Origin of the sequence: Pedobacter sp. CFBP9032 (genome assembly GCF_034045265.1) — a bacterium.
In the GTDB taxonomy this organism is placed as follows: domain Bacteria; phylum Bacteroidota; class Bacteroidia; order Sphingobacteriales; family Sphingobacteriaceae; genus Pedobacter.
In genome coordinates, this window is the sequence record NZ_JAXCWE010000010.1 from 159251 (window position 1) to 174801 (window position 15551).

General features: G+C 37.8%; 12 protein-coding genes and 1 tRNA gene. 5 read left to right on the forward strand and 8 right to left on the reverse strand.

From position 1 onward, the window contains the following. Positions 1–630: 630 nt before the first annotated feature. Complete coding sequence (locus tag SOM16_RS17760) at positions 631–1461, reverse strand: alpha/beta hydrolase (protein WP_320465343.1); 831 nt, start codon at positions 1459–1461, stop codon at positions 631–633. Positions 1462–1633: 172 nt separating this feature from the next. Beyond that, the gene (locus tag SOM16_RS17765; RefSeq protein WP_320465344.1) at positions 1634–2161 is read right to left on the reverse strand and encodes an OmpA family protein; all 528 of its coding nucleotides are present in this window, start codon (positions 2159–2161) and stop codon (positions 1634–1636) included. Positions 2162–2389: 228 nt separating this feature from the next. Between SOM16_RS17765 and SOM16_RS17770 the strand changes: the two genes are divergently transcribed. Together SOM16_RS17770 and SOM16_RS17775 are read left to right on the forward strand one after the other, a co-directional pair. Next, positions 2390–2578 carry a twin-arginine translocase TatA/TatE family subunit gene (locus SOM16_RS17770; RefSeq protein WP_320465345.1) on the forward strand — a complete coding sequence of 63 codons (189 nt, stop codon included), beginning with the start codon at positions 2390–2392 and terminating at the stop codon, positions 2576–2578. Positions 2579–3336: 758 nt separating this feature from the next. Further along, entirely contained in the window at positions 3337–5445 is a 2109-nt protein-coding gene (locus SOM16_RS17775) for an ATP-binding protein (protein WP_320465346.1), read from the forward strand. Between the two features lie 25 nt (positions 5446–5470). On the opposite strand, the gene SOM16_RS17780 is transcribed toward SOM16_RS17775, so the two are convergent. Next, entirely contained in the window at positions 5471–7141 is a 1671-nt protein-coding gene (locus SOM16_RS17780; protein ID WP_320465347.1) for an ArnT family glycosyltransferase, read from the reverse strand. A gap of 285 nt (positions 7142–7426) precedes the next feature. After that, positions 7427–7759 (reverse strand): helix-turn-helix domain-containing protein, encoded by a 333-nt coding sequence (locus SOM16_RS17785; protein ID WP_320465348.1) that lies wholly within the window; start codon positions 7757–7759, stop codon positions 7427–7429. A gap of 114 nt (positions 7760–7873) precedes the next feature. Here SOM16_RS17785 and SOM16_RS17790 point away from each other — a divergent pair, with 114 nt between their 5' ends. The 3 genes from SOM16_RS17790 to SOM16_RS17800 all read left to right on the forward strand — a co-directional run bounded on the left by SOM16_RS17790 (position 7874) and on the right by SOM16_RS17800 (position 9537). Then, the gene (locus SOM16_RS17790) at positions 7874–8770 is read left to right on the forward strand and encodes an SDR family oxidoreductase (protein WP_320465349.1); all 897 of its coding nucleotides are present in this window, start codon (positions 7874–7876) and stop codon (positions 8768–8770) included. A gap of 46 nt (positions 8771–8816) precedes the next feature. Continuing rightward, positions 8817–9155: a hypothetical protein gene (locus tag SOM16_RS17795; RefSeq protein WP_320465350.1), complete on the forward strand. Its 339-nt coding sequence runs from the start codon at positions 8817–8819 to the stop codon at positions 9153–9155. Between the two features lie 310 nt (positions 9156–9465). After that, positions 9466–9537 (forward strand) — tRNA-Arg (locus SOM16_RS17800). Between the two features lie 127 nt (positions 9538–9664). Here the strand turns inward: SOM16_RS17800 and SOM16_RS17805 are convergent. From SOM16_RS17805 to SOM16_RS17820, 4 genes are all read right to left on the reverse strand, one after another. Further along, entirely contained in the window at positions 9665–11062 is a 1398-nt protein-coding gene (locus tag SOM16_RS17805; protein WP_320465351.1) for a SusD/RagB family nutrient-binding outer membrane lipoprotein, read from the reverse strand. Positions 11063–11084: 22 nt separating this feature from the next. Then, a complete protein-coding gene (locus SOM16_RS17810) occupies positions 11085–14096 on the reverse strand; it encodes a SusC/RagA family TonB-linked outer membrane protein (protein WP_320465352.1) in 3012 nt (1003 codons plus the stop codon). Between the two features lie 149 nt (positions 14097–14245). Further along, the gene (locus SOM16_RS17815) at positions 14246–14929 is read right to left on the reverse strand and encodes a fibrobacter succinogenes major paralogous domain-containing protein (protein WP_320465353.1); all 684 of its coding nucleotides are present in this window, start codon (positions 14927–14929) and stop codon (positions 14246–14248) included. A 3-nt stretch (positions 14930–14932) separates the two neighbouring features. Beyond that, positions 14933–15481: a hypothetical protein gene (locus SOM16_RS17820; protein WP_320465354.1), complete on the reverse strand. Its 549-nt coding sequence runs from the start codon at positions 15479–15481 to the stop codon at positions 14933–14935. Between the last annotated feature and the right edge of the window lie 70 nt (positions 15482–15551).

Sequence of the window (15551 nt, forward strand, 5' to 3'; positions counted from 1 at the left end):
TTCTCCTTTAAAGCAGTTTGAGTAACTGAATAGTTACACTATATATGTTTTATGATAGCTCACCTTGCTATAAATCGGGCGAATTTATGAACAAATATCTTAAATGAACAACTCATTATGAGACTGTTCCATTTTGTGACATATCAAATTGAATGTTATTTATAAAGATCTTGAATCCGCACTTTGCTGAGGTGAGACGGCATGATAATCGGAATACGCTAATTATCCAAAGCGCTTTGTCAATCAGCTGTGGCAGTTCACAAATCGAATACCTATTCAAAAAACTGCGACATTTCTTTTTGTGTTCAATATGCTTCTAAGCTTCTAACCATCATTTATGAATACAAAACCACTGCATTTAAGGTTTGTAACTACTGTAGATTCTATTGTGCACTTTTTCTTTGATTTCCCTGGCCTATAGAATTGACGGCGTTCTTAGATAAAGCCTGTTTTTTATTAAAGTTGTCAAAAGAAGATGGCCGCTCCGACCAGGACTAGGTAAGTCTTTTAGAATAAAAATCACAAGATAAATTAGGTAACGTTGGCCACAAGCGATACGTGTGCGTTACCAATTTATGTAATTAAAGGGAATCTATTTGATATATACTGAAGTGATGTGAAGGCAATAAATTACGGATTGCTCGTATTTGAAATAAATTTTTTAATTTCCCTTAAGGTTTCTTCAGGCGCACAAATGTGTGGATAGTGGCCCGTGGCTTCCATTACCACTAAAAAATTATCTGGTGCATATTCTTTAATGTATTCGCCAACATTTAAAGGAACCATCGGGTCGTTTTTGGTAGATAGGGTAAGACTCGGAACGGATAAGTCCTTTAATTTCTCTCTATAGTCTGATTTAAAAGTGGCCATTGCAAAAGCCAAAGCGATGTCGGGACTGGTTTCTTCGAAACATTCCAATAAAAAATTGGTCAACTCTGGTTGGTCTGGACAAGCCATCACCGCAGGTGAAATTGATTTTGCCCAGCCCAGGTAATCCTTTGAAATAAGGTTGAAAATAGCTTCAATGTCTCCTGCTTCAAAACCGCCTATATAATCGTGATCATTTAAATACTTAGGAGAAGGCCCTATAAATATTAATTTTTTAAAAACAGCTGGTTTTTGCAGCGCAGCGATCATGCCAATCATACTGCTTACGGAGTGGCCCACAAAAATAATGTCTTTAAGATCAAGTGCTTCAATGATATCAATTACATCACATGCATAACCATCTAATGTAGCGTATTTATGATAATCATATTGGCTGATGTCTGATTGCCCTGAACCCACATAATCAAATAAAATGACCTTGTAATCTTCCAGAAATGCATCGATAATGTATTTCCAGGTGGTTTGCGCACAGCCGAAGCCATGTGCAAAAACAATAACCTGGCTTCCTTCACCAAGAATTTTAACATTATTTCTAATTAGGATTGGATGCACAGCTATTGATTTAGATTCCATATCAAGAGGTCAATTTTCGCTGAATTTAAAAATTGTTGATACAATAACAAAACAATCCTTAGATAATGAACAAAAAGATAAAAAAGCTACACAAAGCTATCCTGATTACCAATGGTATACAAGTTAACTTTGTGTAGCTAAAGAATGGATTCTGGAAGTGAATTAAGAGTTATTAATTTTGCACTCTGATTTCTGTTCTTCTGTTTAATGTTCTTCCTTCTTCATTATTATTTGTACTGATAGGTTCTTTTTCGCCATGTCCAACTATCGTAAAGTTATCGCCGTTTAAACCAGCGTTTACAAAATAAGATTTTACAGAATTTGCGCGATCTACAGAAAGCGACATATTATGTTCTGGTGTACCCTCTGCAGATGAATGGCCATGTAATATGAATTTAGTTGTTGGCGATTTTTTCATTTCTGCCACTGCTTTATCTAAAATAGCAAATGAGGAAGTTTTAAGTACAAAAGAGTTAAATTCAAACTGGATATTGTCGAGGTTAAAATTTGGTTTATCAGATGGTGCTGGTTCAGCTTCTTTTTCTGGTACTGGCTCTGGTTTTTTCTCTTCTACAGGAGGAGCTGGTTTAGCTACCGGTGCAGGTGCTGGTTTTGCAGCCAGTTTTTTCGTTTTGCAAGAATAGAAGGTTAACGTAGATAAAGCAATGAGTGTAGTAAATAAAATGTTTTTGATATTCATCTTTTTTTAATGGTTTAAGGGTTAAAATTTGTGTCTGAATCAAAAATACAAAATTCAGATTATAGCTATAACGATCTTTTTTAAAGAACTTGTATAAAACATTAATCTGTTAACCGATTGGATACCCTTTGACGGATGTTTTAAAACTGGTTTGATAAATTAAAAATACAATTGAAAAACCTTAATTAAACTTCTTGCGTATATGAAGAGACCAAAATAACAGAACCTATGAAAGATTTCACTATTGCCGCATTATTGGGTGGCCCGGAAATGATCATCCTCGGCGTAGCCATATTATTATTGTTTGGAGGAAAAAAAATCCCCGAACTGATGAAAGGCTTAGGCAAAGGGATTAAAGAATTTAAGCAGGGGCAGGCAGAAGAGCCAGTTTCGGCACCAGTAAACGAAAAGGCTTAATTAGTATTGATAAGAAGCAACACCATACCAGTGTTGCTTTTTTAATGACTAGATTTTTCTAAACTTTGACAATTTATGCTAGCTGTTGGTTGTCTTACTAACAGCAAACACATGTCTATAAATTGGGGATTAACGTAGTTGCGAGATCCAGCAGATGATGGTGAGACACCAATTCTTGGGCTAAAGTATTCCGATCACTCCAAAGTACCAGTTAATCTTTCCCGAAAAAATTGAAAAGAGGGGTAACTCTCGATCGGTCATTTTGTTAGAAATAATGTGGTGTTGAATCTCTGGCTTAAGAGGATAAAAAATATTATAGATCACTCTACTTGTTTTAAATTAGATACAAAACGCTAATTCATAAAATAATTTTTCAATACCCGATCATCAACTTTTTGTATAAGGAAATAGAATTTTTTTAAATCGAAACAAAATAATGTTTACAAAAGGTGCAAATCTGTCTTGCAAAAAAGGCTTGTTTCGTTAAAAAAAGTACAATTGCTAAAACTGAAAAGAGTAAGGGTTTTAGTCATAATATAGAAGACTACAGTGAGATCGGCGATTGAGCACGCTGAGCTGAATTTTTACTAAAAGGCTTTAGTGTAGTCTATTAAGGTATAATAAAAAGAACCTTTAATCTCTGTATTTAGAAACGACAAAATGTAAGGGGTAGCCCTAAGTATAAATTGTTTTTGTGAACGTATTTATACGCTATTTACCTCAAACATATCTTTCCCTCGGCTGTTAATGCATTGAAAATGATCGAAAATACCTTTGGCATCAACATCGTGCCCGAAAATGATGATGATAGACTGAAAGCGCTTAAGCGTTACCGAATTTCAGATACACCATCCGAAGATAGCTTCGATGGGATTGCCAAACTGGCTACTCAAATTTTTAATGTTCCCATTTCTTTACTTTCATTAGTAGATGCAGAAGCTGTATTTTTTAAAGCAAAAATAGGGATGGGGAGAGCTAAAGAAGCCAATAGGGGGAAAAGTTTATGTGCATTAGCCGTATTAGATAAAAACGTAACTGTATTTGAAGATGCGTTAAAGGAACCCTGTTTAATGGCCAACCCGAATGTGGTAGGCGATTTTGGATTAAGATTCTATGCAGGAGCCCCTTTAATTACGAATGATGGTTTCCTTATCGGTACACTTTGCATCATCGATCAACACCCAAGGGTATTCACAGATTTAGAAAGAAGCATTCTGGAAGGATTGGCCAGCACGGCCATGGATCAGATTGAGTTGCGAAGATCTGCATTAGATACCATTGATGAACTCACTACCTCAAATACTGCTTTAATTACAGCCCAACTTGATCTTAAGGCAAGTATCGAAGAACTTGCAGCAACCAATGAAGAACTTAACGCAGTACATGAAGATTTGAATAAATCTTATGAACTCGCTGTTCTCTTAAATAGCAACCTGGCGAAGAGCGAGCTTCGGTTCAAATCTTTTATTAAAAAAGCGCCTATTGCCATCGGAATCCTGAGTGGCAGAGAACTGACAATTGAGGTTGCAAACGATATGTTACTAAGCGTTTGGAGTAAGCAAAAATCAGTAATTGGAATGCCCTTCGCAGTAGCAATGCCTGAGTTAAAAGGCGAGGCCATTTTAGCTGTTCTGGATGATGTTTTTACTACCGGCATAATGTATAATGGAAAAGAAGTAGTGGTACAACTGGATTCTGAAGGCTTGTTGAAGGACCATTATCTGGATTTTATTTACTATCCTCTTAAAAATGATAAAGGTGAAACTTCTTCGATTATGGTAATTGCTAACGATATTACTGATCGGGTAACCGCACGTGAGGAGCAGCAAATGCTTAACCATCAATTAGAAATGGCATTGCGTGCAGGCAGACTTGGTTCTTATAGTATGGAGATTGCCACAGGTGATATTACCTGTTCAACGCAATGGAAACATAATTACGGGCTAACGGGTGAAGATAAAGTTAACCAAACTAAATTGCTGGAATTGGTTGTTCCAGACTACCGGCTTTATGTAACAGCGCTTTTAGAAGATGTAATTGCAAAGCAATCTGAATACCATGCAGAATATGTGGTGAGATGGCCTGATGAATCGTTACACTGGATCAACGCATCTGGCATGCTGCTTTATGATGCAGATGGGAAAGCTACCCACTTAACTGGTGTAAGTGTAGATATTACCACCCGAAAAAACTATGATCAGCAGAGGGATGATTTTCTGAGTATTGCAAGTCATGAGTTGAAAACGCCAATTACCAGTTTAAAGGCCAGTTTGCAATTGCTTTCAAAGTTGAAAAATAAGCCTACGCACGAAATGCTACCGAAATTAATCGAACAATCGAGTATAAGCATGGAGAAAATAAATGCTTTGGTTAATGAGTTGCTTAACATGAACCGCATTAGCGAAGGACAGTTGGAATTGGAAAAAACAACTTTTAAAATATCAGAAATGCTAAATAGCTGTTGCAACCATGTTCGCGTGGCTGGTATATATGATTTGGTTATCAAAGGCGATTTGGACTTAGCGGTATTTGCAGATGAACATAGAATTGATCAGGTGGTGGTAAACCTCGTAAACAATGCGGTGAAATATGCCTCAGACTCATCAGAAATCCAGTTGATTGTAGAAAAGATTGAAAATGAGGCAAAAGTTACGGTAAGGGATTTCGGGAATGGAATCAGTGCTGACGTTCAACCCTATTTATTTGATCGGTATTACAGAGCAAGCTACAATGGCAGGGCTTATTCTGGTTTAGGGCTGGGCCTTTACATTTCATCAGAAATTATCAAAAGGCATGGAGGGAAAATGGGCGTGGATAGTACGTTAGGTGAAGGAAGCAGCTTCTGGTTTACCATCCCGTTAAAATAATTTCGCAATAACCTAAAGTATATTCTTATCGTTTATTTTTTTTTGACATTGTAGCTAAGCTGATGCCTTCTATCGGGCTGAAGAACTTTCTCCTGTCATTGATGTACTTTTTTCTAAATGTTTCGTTTACACCCGAAAGGATATAAATGTTAACTCCCTTAAGGTGGGAATTTTCCAATTGCAATTCTTCTGAAAATAATACATGCCGGGCGAGTTTAGACACTACGTCTCTGGTATCTTTAGATAGATAGAGGATTGTTCCGGAGGGAAGATTGGCCGGAGACTCCAGCATGAAACTATTGTTGGCCGAGATAACCTGCGGTGATGAAAATGTAGCGTAAAATTTTAAGGCGCCAGCAATGGCATAGTTATCAGTGAGCAGCACCATAGGTTTGCTGTTCAAATTATTGCGCTGTACTGTAGAGATCTTATCAGAAAGCATTTTCCACCCTGTCATATCTGCAAAAAACTGTGGAATAGTACCACTCGATCCATCTTCCCACACCATTGGTCTGGAGAATGAAGTGTAAGCCACCATTTTTTTAATGTAATTGCGGCAAATGTAAATAGGGAATACCGGGATAACGAGTGGCAGGCAAAGTAAACCGAATAAATAAATAGTGCCTACAAAAATATACTTTGGCCACACACGAGACTTAAACATCATTTCCCAGCAACAACCTCCGGCAGCAAACAGTATAGGGAACATCCCTAGGCCATAATACAGTTTGCCTTTTAATAAAGCGAGCAAAATTACGAGTATCACCAGCGTAACCGGCCATACCTGGTTAAATTTATTTCCGTTTTTCCTTATGATGAGGAAGAAAAAACCTGCTGTCCATACAGAAACACCCGCACCATGAAAGAAAAAGAGCTGGAACAAGTAATCAGATATGTCAAGAGAAAAAGCCTGTGTTCCTACCAATTTCAGGTAACCAAAAATTGGAAAGCCGTAAAACCATTGCCACAACAGGTTTGGAACAATAAGTAATGTAAACAGCAAACTAGGGCCGATCAGCTTTCGTCCAATAATTTTTAAATTCCTGTTATAAGTGATCAGCCAGCCTACAACAATCGCTGCCAGGTACATTACAATGGTATATTTATTTAGCATCCCAAAGCCTAAAGTGCTGGCAGCAAGATATAGAAAAACTGTTTTCTTCGTTTGCTGAAACCTCAGTATAGAGAAGGCCAGAAGTGCCCAGAAAAATTCGTCGAATACAACTGGCTGTAGTAAATAGGAGGTAGCTAAAAAAGCAGGTGAACAGATTATCGCAGAGCAGGCAATGGTAATTCCAAGTTTCTTTGCGCCCAGATAGTGTGCCATAAATCCGGTAAGCATTACCGTAACGGCAGCAAAAATGCAAGGTATAATCCGCCAGGCGGTAATAGAAGTGCCAAACAAAGCCGATGCTATTTTTGCCATCCAGGTTACAAAAGGAGAGATATCTAAAAAACCCCAGGCAAAATGTTCACTTAATGAAATATAATAGAGTTCATCTGCATGGAGCCCATAGTTAGCAATACCTGTTAAATGAATGCCAAATTTTAAAAGACCAAAGAAACCAATAAGTAACCAGGTATCTCTGCCTGTTTTTGAAACTGGCGATGTGGTATTAGAGAAAACTTTCTGCGTTGAATGATGATCTTTTTCCTGGCTAGATACGTAAAATGAACTTCTGCTAACTATATTCATTATTTACAAACGCCATTTTTTTTCCATCTGATCAACCCTAAAAGGATGAATAGGATATTATCATTCATGAATTTGTATCTTTTTTAAATTTAATTGACTCCAATTTTGTTGACTCATGATGATGTGCATGACTTATATAACATCAATTTACATAAATTGATTTTAAAAAAATATTTTAGGTGAATCTGTAGATTTTTTTAACAATTAGTCACTTAATTTTCGTGATAATTTATCCTTTAAATCTCTTCAGTAGTTATTCTTTAATACTGCTAATATGTTACTTAATTATACTAAATTTCCTTGACCAAATTCAATTAACTTCTCTATAATCGGCATTGTTTTTAGGCCAAGTTCTGTCAATCGATATTCTACTCTAGGAGGGATCTCAGGATAAGCTTTCTTAATAACAAGTTTCTTTTCAACTAGCATATTTAACTCTTGAATAAGCATTTTCTCACTTATACTTGGAATAGCTCTTTTCAGTTCACCATATCTCATCACATCATCATTAATCTGGAAGATAATCAATAGTGTCCATTTACCACCTAGAAGACCTAAAGATGCTTTAACAGGACAATTATCGTCGCAAGGGATAATTTCTTTTACTTTTTTTTCCATTGATATTCAGTTATTCTAACTAAAGAGTAAGTACCCTACTAGTAGGTAGGTACTTGTACAAAGGTATGTAATTATTGAAATTTGTTCAAGTTTAACTTTATAACCATAGAAAAAATGAGAATTTTAGTCTTTGGAGCCAACGGCTCACAACAGTTCCATATTATAGCAGAAGCAAATAAAAAAGGTGCCGAAGTAATTGCTGCAACCAGCGCTGAGAAAAATTTTGGAAAATTAAAAGCGGCTGGAGCGGAGCCTATTTTAGGAGATATGAGTAACGCCGCCACAATGTTAGCGATTACCAAAAACATTGATGCAATTGCCTTTATGATTCCGGTTTCTTTACCAAATCCGTTTGATGGATTGGAATTTTCTAAAAATGTTATTGATGCTGCCCGGGTTAATAAAATCAAAAAGATTGTTTGGAATACCAGTGGCTGGCTTCCCGAACAAAAAACTGGTATACCCACTGATGATGTTAAATTAGATATTAGAGATTACCTGGTAAAAAGTGGAGTGGATTATGTAATTATCGAACCCACAATTTATATGGAGAATATGATGGGTGGCTTTTGTGCCCCATTTATTTCTAGTGAAAGAAAATTAGCATATCCTACTCCTGAAGCAATGCCTATCGGATGGATCGCTTCCAGAGATGTGAGTGCACTAGTGGTTGAAGCTATTTATCATCCTGATTTAAAAGCTGATACTTTCCAGGTGAGTGGTTTGGAAAACCTAAGGGGCAAAGAATTGGCAGATAGATTTTCAATCGGCGTTGATGAAAAAATAGTTTATTATACCCAACCACCTGCAGAATTTAAAGGTATTCTTGCTCCATTTGTAGGTGAAGCAGCTGCAGCAGCTGTTGCATCCTATTACGAATTCTTGCAAAATGCAAACGAATATCCTTCTAGGTTTAATCCAAACATGGGTGATGTTCTGGAAAAATTGCCAGTTGAAATGACTTCTTTAGCGCAATGGGCAAAAGATAACAAAAGCTTTTTTATTAAATAATGAACATATGTAAGCAAAAAATGTTGCAGCATCAATCTTTGCTCCCTTGGCAAATGGTGAAAGCCCTTTCTTTAAACCCAAAAACAAGTGGAGCCAACCAGGAAACAATAAGTTTTCTGATTTGAAGAACAATCTTGATAAAGTTTGTAAAATGTCTGAGCGCGTAATGATTGATACATCGGTGAACATGACAGTGAAACCCGATGGTACAATGATAAAAAGTGTAGGACTGGTAGCAGTACCTCTTTGGTCTGCCGCAAAAAAAGAAATGAAGAGTATGGTGCTGGCCGGAACAGACTTATTTGGAGTTAAAGCAGCAAAGATTGTTTACGTCTGGACATTCTCATATGATCAACAAGTCCATGATGAATTTTGGGGGAACTAAAACCTTAAATAATATAGACGGAGACGGTTGGCAATTTAAGCTATGCCGCTTCGTTTTTTATCTTAAACGAAGTAGGGTAGGGTTATGTGCTGTGCTTTGTGGATTCTTCGCTGCGCTCTGAATGATAATAATTCTTAATACCTAAATAGTTAATTACACTGATGAAGTTCTGCTACGCGCTTTCGCTTTGAAACTTCGTAAGTTAAACTTGGTGCCCTGATCTTCAATTTCAGGTTCTCAAAATTATATTACACTATTTTTATTTTCATACGCCAAAATTGAATGGCAAGTTATATATTTGCCGCTCAAAGTTCCCATAGTTCAATGGATAGAATTGTGGTTTCCGGTACCACCGATGGGGGTTCGAATCCCTCTGGGAACACTTAAGAATTTATTCTGTTTGGCATTAAAAAGAAAAGGAAGCACCAAGGCTTCCTTTTCTTTTTAGGCTTAAAAATAAAGATTAATCATTTCGATCAATAATTTATCTACAATATTAGTTTATCAAACTAATTAACATCCCACCATAAACGATCTACAATTTTGGCTCTTTGCTGCGGCTGTGGATTTGCTGTGATTTCAGAATTTGGATATAAAACTCTTCTCGGAATTTCAGAAAGTGCATTTCTTACTTTCGTTAAAGCAGGAAATCCGGTTCTGCGCCAATCAGTATAATTTTCAGAATTGAGGAAGTTCGATATAGATTTCTCTTCCATGATTAAACGTAATGCGTTTGATGCATTTAACGTGCCTCTTGCAGCAAGATAGTTGTTTGCATCAGCAGTGCTTACCCCAACCTTTTCCATATGGCGAAGTACACCTTCCATATAAAACGGTTGTGCTGCACTCGCACCCGAGATAATCAATGTAGCTTCAGCCTTTAAAAACGCCGCCTCTGTATAATTTACAAGGTAGTTGCTGGCGCTTGCACCAGCGTAAAACGCTGCAGGAATGGAGTAAGATTCCAAACTTCCAATTTCGTTAAGACCGATTTCCCTGCCTGTATATAAGCCAGTTTGAACAGATGGCTTAATCATTTTACTTAATCTTGGATCGTTTCGTGTTTTAAAATTATCTACAAAAGTATTTGCAAGTACGAAGGTGGTACCTGGTAAAAAGTTCTGTTGCCATGGGTTTTCTGCACCTGCGGTACCGTTAAATGCAACTTTAAAATCGTCGTCGTTGTTTAGCATGCCATTGGTTAAGGCGGTCAGCGCCAGTTGCGCCTGTGCAGCAGGGGTTGTTCCCGGTGCTTTGGTCAGGTGCATATAATAGCGGGCTTTCAATGTATAGGCTAGTTTTTTCCACTTGGCCATATCTCCGAAATAGACAAGGTCATCGGCACCGGGTGCCAGTCCGGTATTTTGGTCTATATTGGTAATACTTTCATCTAACAAACGCTGAATCTGCACGTAAATCTGTTGTTGAGTATCGTAAACCGGAGTAGGTGTTGTTGTTCCTTTAAAAGCCTGGCTGTAGGGAATATCACCCCAGGCGTCGGTTGCATAACCCAAAGTGTAAGCGGTTAAAACTTTACCAATTGCTGCGTACTTGGAATTACCATTTGTAGCCGCTTTGGTAGTCAGTAAATTGAGGTTATTTAGTGTTCTCACATAAACGTTATTCCAGTCACCATCCATGTCTACACTGAACATTTGGTAAGTGCCAAAGTTGGGTGCAACCTGGTTTAGTGCCATAACCTGCAAATACTGCTGAAGAATAACACTCAGGTTGGCATCTCCAGATGCATTGATGTTCTGTGAAATCAGCATCTGTATTGGGGGCAACATTAGCGATTCCTTTACATCAATTGGTCTGTTCGGATCGTAATTAACGTCTATATATTTTTTGCATCCAGCGAAAGCTGTCATTAATGCGAAACTTAGAATAAAATATATCTTTTTCATGATGATTGTTTCTTTGTGATACCTATAATGTTAACTTCAAGGCAAAATCTACTGACCTTGATGTTGGGGTGGAGAAGGAGTAAATTCCTTGCGAACCGTTTGACGATCCGAAAGAACTTACTTCAGGGTCGCCGCCGGTAAAATGTGGTGCATAGATCCATAAATTTCTACCGGTTACCTGAAGGCCTAATGTTTTGAAAGGGGTTTTTTGAAGCCATGCTGGTTTAAAATTGTATCCAAAACTTACGTTTCTCAATTTTACATAGGTACCATCCTGAATTACAGATTCCAGTACACTGTTAATGCGTTGATAATAAGCCTGGCCAGAAACTGAAACTGCGTTCGGTAAACCTGTGTTAGCGTTTATACCATCTACAATACGGGGTTCGCGGTTCTCCGTCACTTTTGGTGTGCCATAGAAATAACCGTATCCATCAACATTGTTCTGGATGTCGCCACCCTTTTTCATGTCGAAAGAGAAACTCAGGGTGAATTGTTTATACCTGAAGTTGTTAATGATTCCACCCATCCAATGTGGATTAATGTCGCCGATAATTCCCTGCTCATCTGCCGCAAACGGTAACCCATCATCTCCGGTTAATATTTTACCATCGCTGTTTCTGGCATAACGCGTACCGTAAATTACACCGTATGGTTGGTTTACAAGGATAAAAGTAAATCCGTTACCAACCTGGTTGAGGTTATTATAGATGGACGTAACCTTATTTCTGATTCTGCTATAATTTAAGGTAAGGTCCCAGCTAAAATCTTCCGTTTTGATTGGTCTTGCAGTTAGTAATACTTCAATACCTTTGTTTTGCATACCAGCTGTATTTACACTGGTAGAATTGAAACCGGTAGATGGAGCCAGTGCCACATTCGGAATAATCCCATTTTTGGTTTTTTTGTCAAAATACGTAACTTCTAAACTCAAACGGTTTTTGAAGAAGCCAGTTTCCAGGCCAACTTCAAATTCGTTGATCCGCTCATTTTTTAAGTTTGGATCGCTTAAGGTGCCGCTAATTAAGAAGCCGGATTGTCCTTGATATGGAAAGGCAATGTTTCTAACAGTTTGAGATTCGTAAGGAGTTAGTAAACTATACGGGCCAATACTTGCATTTCCAACCGTACTGTACGATAACCTTAATTTACCGAAACTCATGATATCAGAAACTTCTTTAGAGAAGAAATTGGAGAAGATGAAGCTCGTAGCAGCCGATCCGTAAGGATAAAAACTATTGTCTTTTGCTAATACAGAAGTACCATCATATCTACCTGTTAGCGATAAAATTAAAAACTTTTTATAATCAATGTTCGATTGAAGATAGAAGCCGATTTTTCTGGTAAGGTAACTTCTTTCTGAAAAATTTATCGTTGATGTAGAGGCGATGTTATCAAAACCTGGAACAGTGATTCCAACGCCATTGGCATAAGAACTTTGATAATAGGTAGAGATGATGTTATTACCCAGAATTGCGTCGATATTAAAATCGCCATAATTCTTGTTCGCAGAGATAATTAAATCATTATTGTATTGTCTGAAATTAGAAGAGTTGTTTACAATTCGTCCGTTAGGATTGGATACGGATAATAAAGATTCGTGATACTTTCCTAATTCGGTATAAACATCAGCTCCAAAACGCTCTGTAATGGTTAACCAACTAAGTGGCTTGTAATTGGCGTTAAAGGTGGGCAAAAACCTGTTCACCACAGAGGTGTTACTGATATTATCTAACACCCAGTAAGGGTTGTTCCGGGAGAAACGGAATAAGCGTTGAGATCCATCCGGATTGGTAGCTGGCTCTAAATTATAAGAGACTGGGGCAGAGAAAATGGTCCATACCGGACTTTCCAAAGCATAACCTTCTGGTAACCTGTTATTTTTGGTATTGGCGTAATTTAATGAAAAGGTCATGTCGAGATTCTTTAAAATCTGCGTGCTAAACTTTCCAAAAACAGTATTTCTATCGAAAGAGGTAGTAGGTACCGTTCCTTCCTGTGCCAGATTAGTGTACGATAGAAAATAAGAGCTGTATGTTCCACCACCATTTAAACCAATGGTATTGGTGTAGGTTTTGCCCGTTTTAAAGAAAAGATCGGATTGATCATAAACCTGCGCAGGCTGGCCGTTGATTTTCAGGGTGTCCATTCTGGCACCCCAGGAGGTGCTCGTTTTTTCTGTAACGCCATCGAAATATCTTCCATTCGATCCCAGAGAATACTTGTTCTGGATCTCTGGCAATAACGGTGTTTCTAATGATAAGGAAGAAGAAAAACTAAGCGAAGGTTTTTTGTTCTGTGCGCCTGCTTTGGTCGTAATAATTATCACGCCTTTGGCGCCATCAGAACCATAAAGCGCAGTTGCTGCTCCACCTTTTAATACGTTGATGCTTTCTACAATGTTGGGGTCTAAATCCGCAATCCTGTTTGTACCAGGTCCTGAATTTAAATTACCTGTTTCGTCGTTATTCACGGGAATACCGTCAATAACCATTAGGGCTTCATTATTTCCATAAAGCGAATTAGCCCCCCTGATTACAATTCTTGATGAACTCCCTGGTGTACCTGAAGAACTCGTGATTTGCACGCCAGAAACTTTTCCGGCCAGTGCATTAACTAAATTTGGTTCTTTAGTTTGTGTAAGCTGCTCGCCTTTTACTTCCTGAGAACTGTAAGTAAGGTTGCGTTTTTCGCGCTTCACGCCAAGGGCTGTTACCACGACTTCACTTAAATTCTGCTGATCGTCTTTAAGTGAGATTATAATCGGGTTTTGCCCGGCGTATGTAAATTCTCGCATTTCAAATCCTATTCCGCTAATGACCAGTACCGAAGGGTTTGTTGTTTTAATTGCGAAATTACCTTGTGAATCTGTTGATACACCTTGAGATGTACCCTTAACTTTTACCGTAATACCTGGAAGTGCTGCTCCAGACGCATCAGTTATTTTACCATTTACAAGTACCGTTTGGGCATGTAATTGAATAAAACAGAGCATGGTTACGGCTAGTAAAGCAGTCTTTAGTTTAGTTAGCATGTTGTTTGTAAGTTGGTTTGCTCAAATTTAAGCCACTTTCAAACCACATCTGCTGATGATTTTATCAGGTATTAACCGTAAATTAACAAGAATGTTACTTGTTTTGCCGTTTACAAGTTAAAACTCAATGTTTGTTAACTTCTTATAATCTATCGGCTGATATCCTTAATACACTTTATAGAAAAACCATACTTCATAAATTTAGCATCCCGCTCAATGTTAGCAAAAGCCAAGAAAACCCTCGAACTCCAATGGTAAAATTCGAAACTTCCTTGAGTAGTCCAGTAGTAACCATTGCTTTTTCGCATATAAGATTGTCCATCTGCGTCTTTATAACCGCCTGGTAATGCAGAAAATCCTGTGGCATTGTTCCCTTCAGTAAAGGATGGCAACCAATGTTGAGTTCCTCTTTCTTTTAAGAGAGAGGCGGCAATAGAATCTGAACCAACAAATTGTAACAACTCTCGTAAGTCTGCTTCTGTTGGAATTCGCCAACCTTCCGGCGCTATCTCGCGTTTATCACTGATACAATACCAATTATAGAGTAACCCGTAATCAGTGGCAAGAGAATCGTTGTTGGCATAATTACTATATGCAGCACGGCCATCTATAGTCCACTCGGATGCATTTTTGGCAGCGGCAATGAGATCTCCATTGTTAAATCTTGTTGTTCTTAAATTTTCAGCCATCCAGGTCTGATTTCCAATTCGAATACTATGGTATTCATTCCCATCGATATCTGTAAACGTATCGTTTTTACCACAAGCAAAAAGTGTTGCAATAAACAGGGTAGCAATCAGTAGTTTTATATCACGTATTAAAAATGTCTTCATCGTTTAAAAATCTGTTTCGCCATTCAATTCGAAAGAAATGATTTCGCCCTTCTGCTCATAGAGGATCAGGTAATCCTGTTCCAGCTTTCTAATTAAAAAACCATTCTTTTTAAGCACAAGCGATTGTGCTTTAGGTTTAACAATATCCGTTTGGCCAGTCGGCTTCACATCCAATGCTATTTCTACCCCTTTTTTTTCAAATTGCCCCAAACTAAATGGAGATTGCCAATAGTGGTATTTCTCATTATCTGAAATGGCAATTACGATCTTGATAACATGATCTGTTTGTATAAGAAATGCAAAATCACTTTTTTGATCATTGTTTATATCAGTTGTTGCCATCGAAGGAACAGTGTTGGCATCATAAAAATCCCAGAAAAGAGGAGCGTAGTCAGATTTTTTGATGAGTATGCTATTGGAATATTTCTGCTGTATCGCTTCCGTTATTTTCTTTGGAAAATTGTAGCCAGCATTATTAACCAGAACTGGAGAAGGTTTTTTATCCAGTTTAATTTCATCCGGATTGCTACAGCCTGTAGATAATATCTGCATGAGGTAGAAAAGGAACATGCCGATAACAAATCTTTTAATTTTCAATAAGCGGGATTCGAATACCCGCTTA

What these genes read in the sequence shown, in the direction of transcription:
- SOM16_RS17760 (WP_320465343.1), bottom strand. Translation starts at nt 1,461, where the DNA reads ATGGAATCTAAATCAATAGCTGTGCATCCAATCCTAATTAGAAATAAT.
- SOM16_RS17765 (WP_320465344.1), bottom strand. Translation starts at nt 2,161, where the DNA reads ATGAATATCAAAAACATTTTATTTACTACACTCATTGCTTTATCTACG.
- SOM16_RS17770 (WP_320465345.1), top strand. Translation starts at nt 2,390, where the DNA reads ATGAAAGATTTCACTATTGCCGCATTATTGGGTGGCCCGGAAATGATC.
- SOM16_RS17775 (WP_320465346.1), top strand. Translation starts at nt 3,337, where the DNA reads ATGATCGAAAATACCTTTGGCATCAACATCGTGCCCGAAAATGATGAT.
- SOM16_RS17780 (WP_320465347.1), bottom strand. Translation starts at nt 7,141, where the DNA reads ATGAATATAGTTAGCAGAAGTTCATTTTACGTATCTAGCCAGGAAAAA.
- SOM16_RS17785 (WP_320465348.1), bottom strand. Translation starts at nt 7,759, where the DNA reads ATGGAAAAAAAAGTAAAAGAAATTATCCCTTGCGACGATAATTGTCCT.
- SOM16_RS17790 (WP_320465349.1), top strand. Translation starts at nt 7,874, where the DNA reads ATGAGAATTTTAGTCTTTGGAGCCAACGGCTCACAACAGTTCCATATT.
- SOM16_RS17805 (WP_320465351.1), bottom strand. Translation starts at nt 11,062, where the DNA reads ATGAAAAAGATATATTTTATTCTAAGTTTCGCATTAATGACAGCTTTC.
- SOM16_RS17810 (WP_320465352.1), bottom strand. Translation starts at nt 14,096, where the DNA reads ATGCTAACTAAACTAAAGACTGCTTTACTAGCCGTAACCATGCTCTGT.
- SOM16_RS17815 (WP_320465353.1), bottom strand. Translation starts at nt 14,929, where the DNA reads ATGAAGACATTTTTAATACGTGATATAAAACTACTGATTGCTACCCTG.
- SOM16_RS17820 (WP_320465354.1), bottom strand. Translation starts at nt 15,481, where the DNA reads ATGCAGATATTATCTACAGGCTGTAGCAATCCGGATGAAATTAAACTG.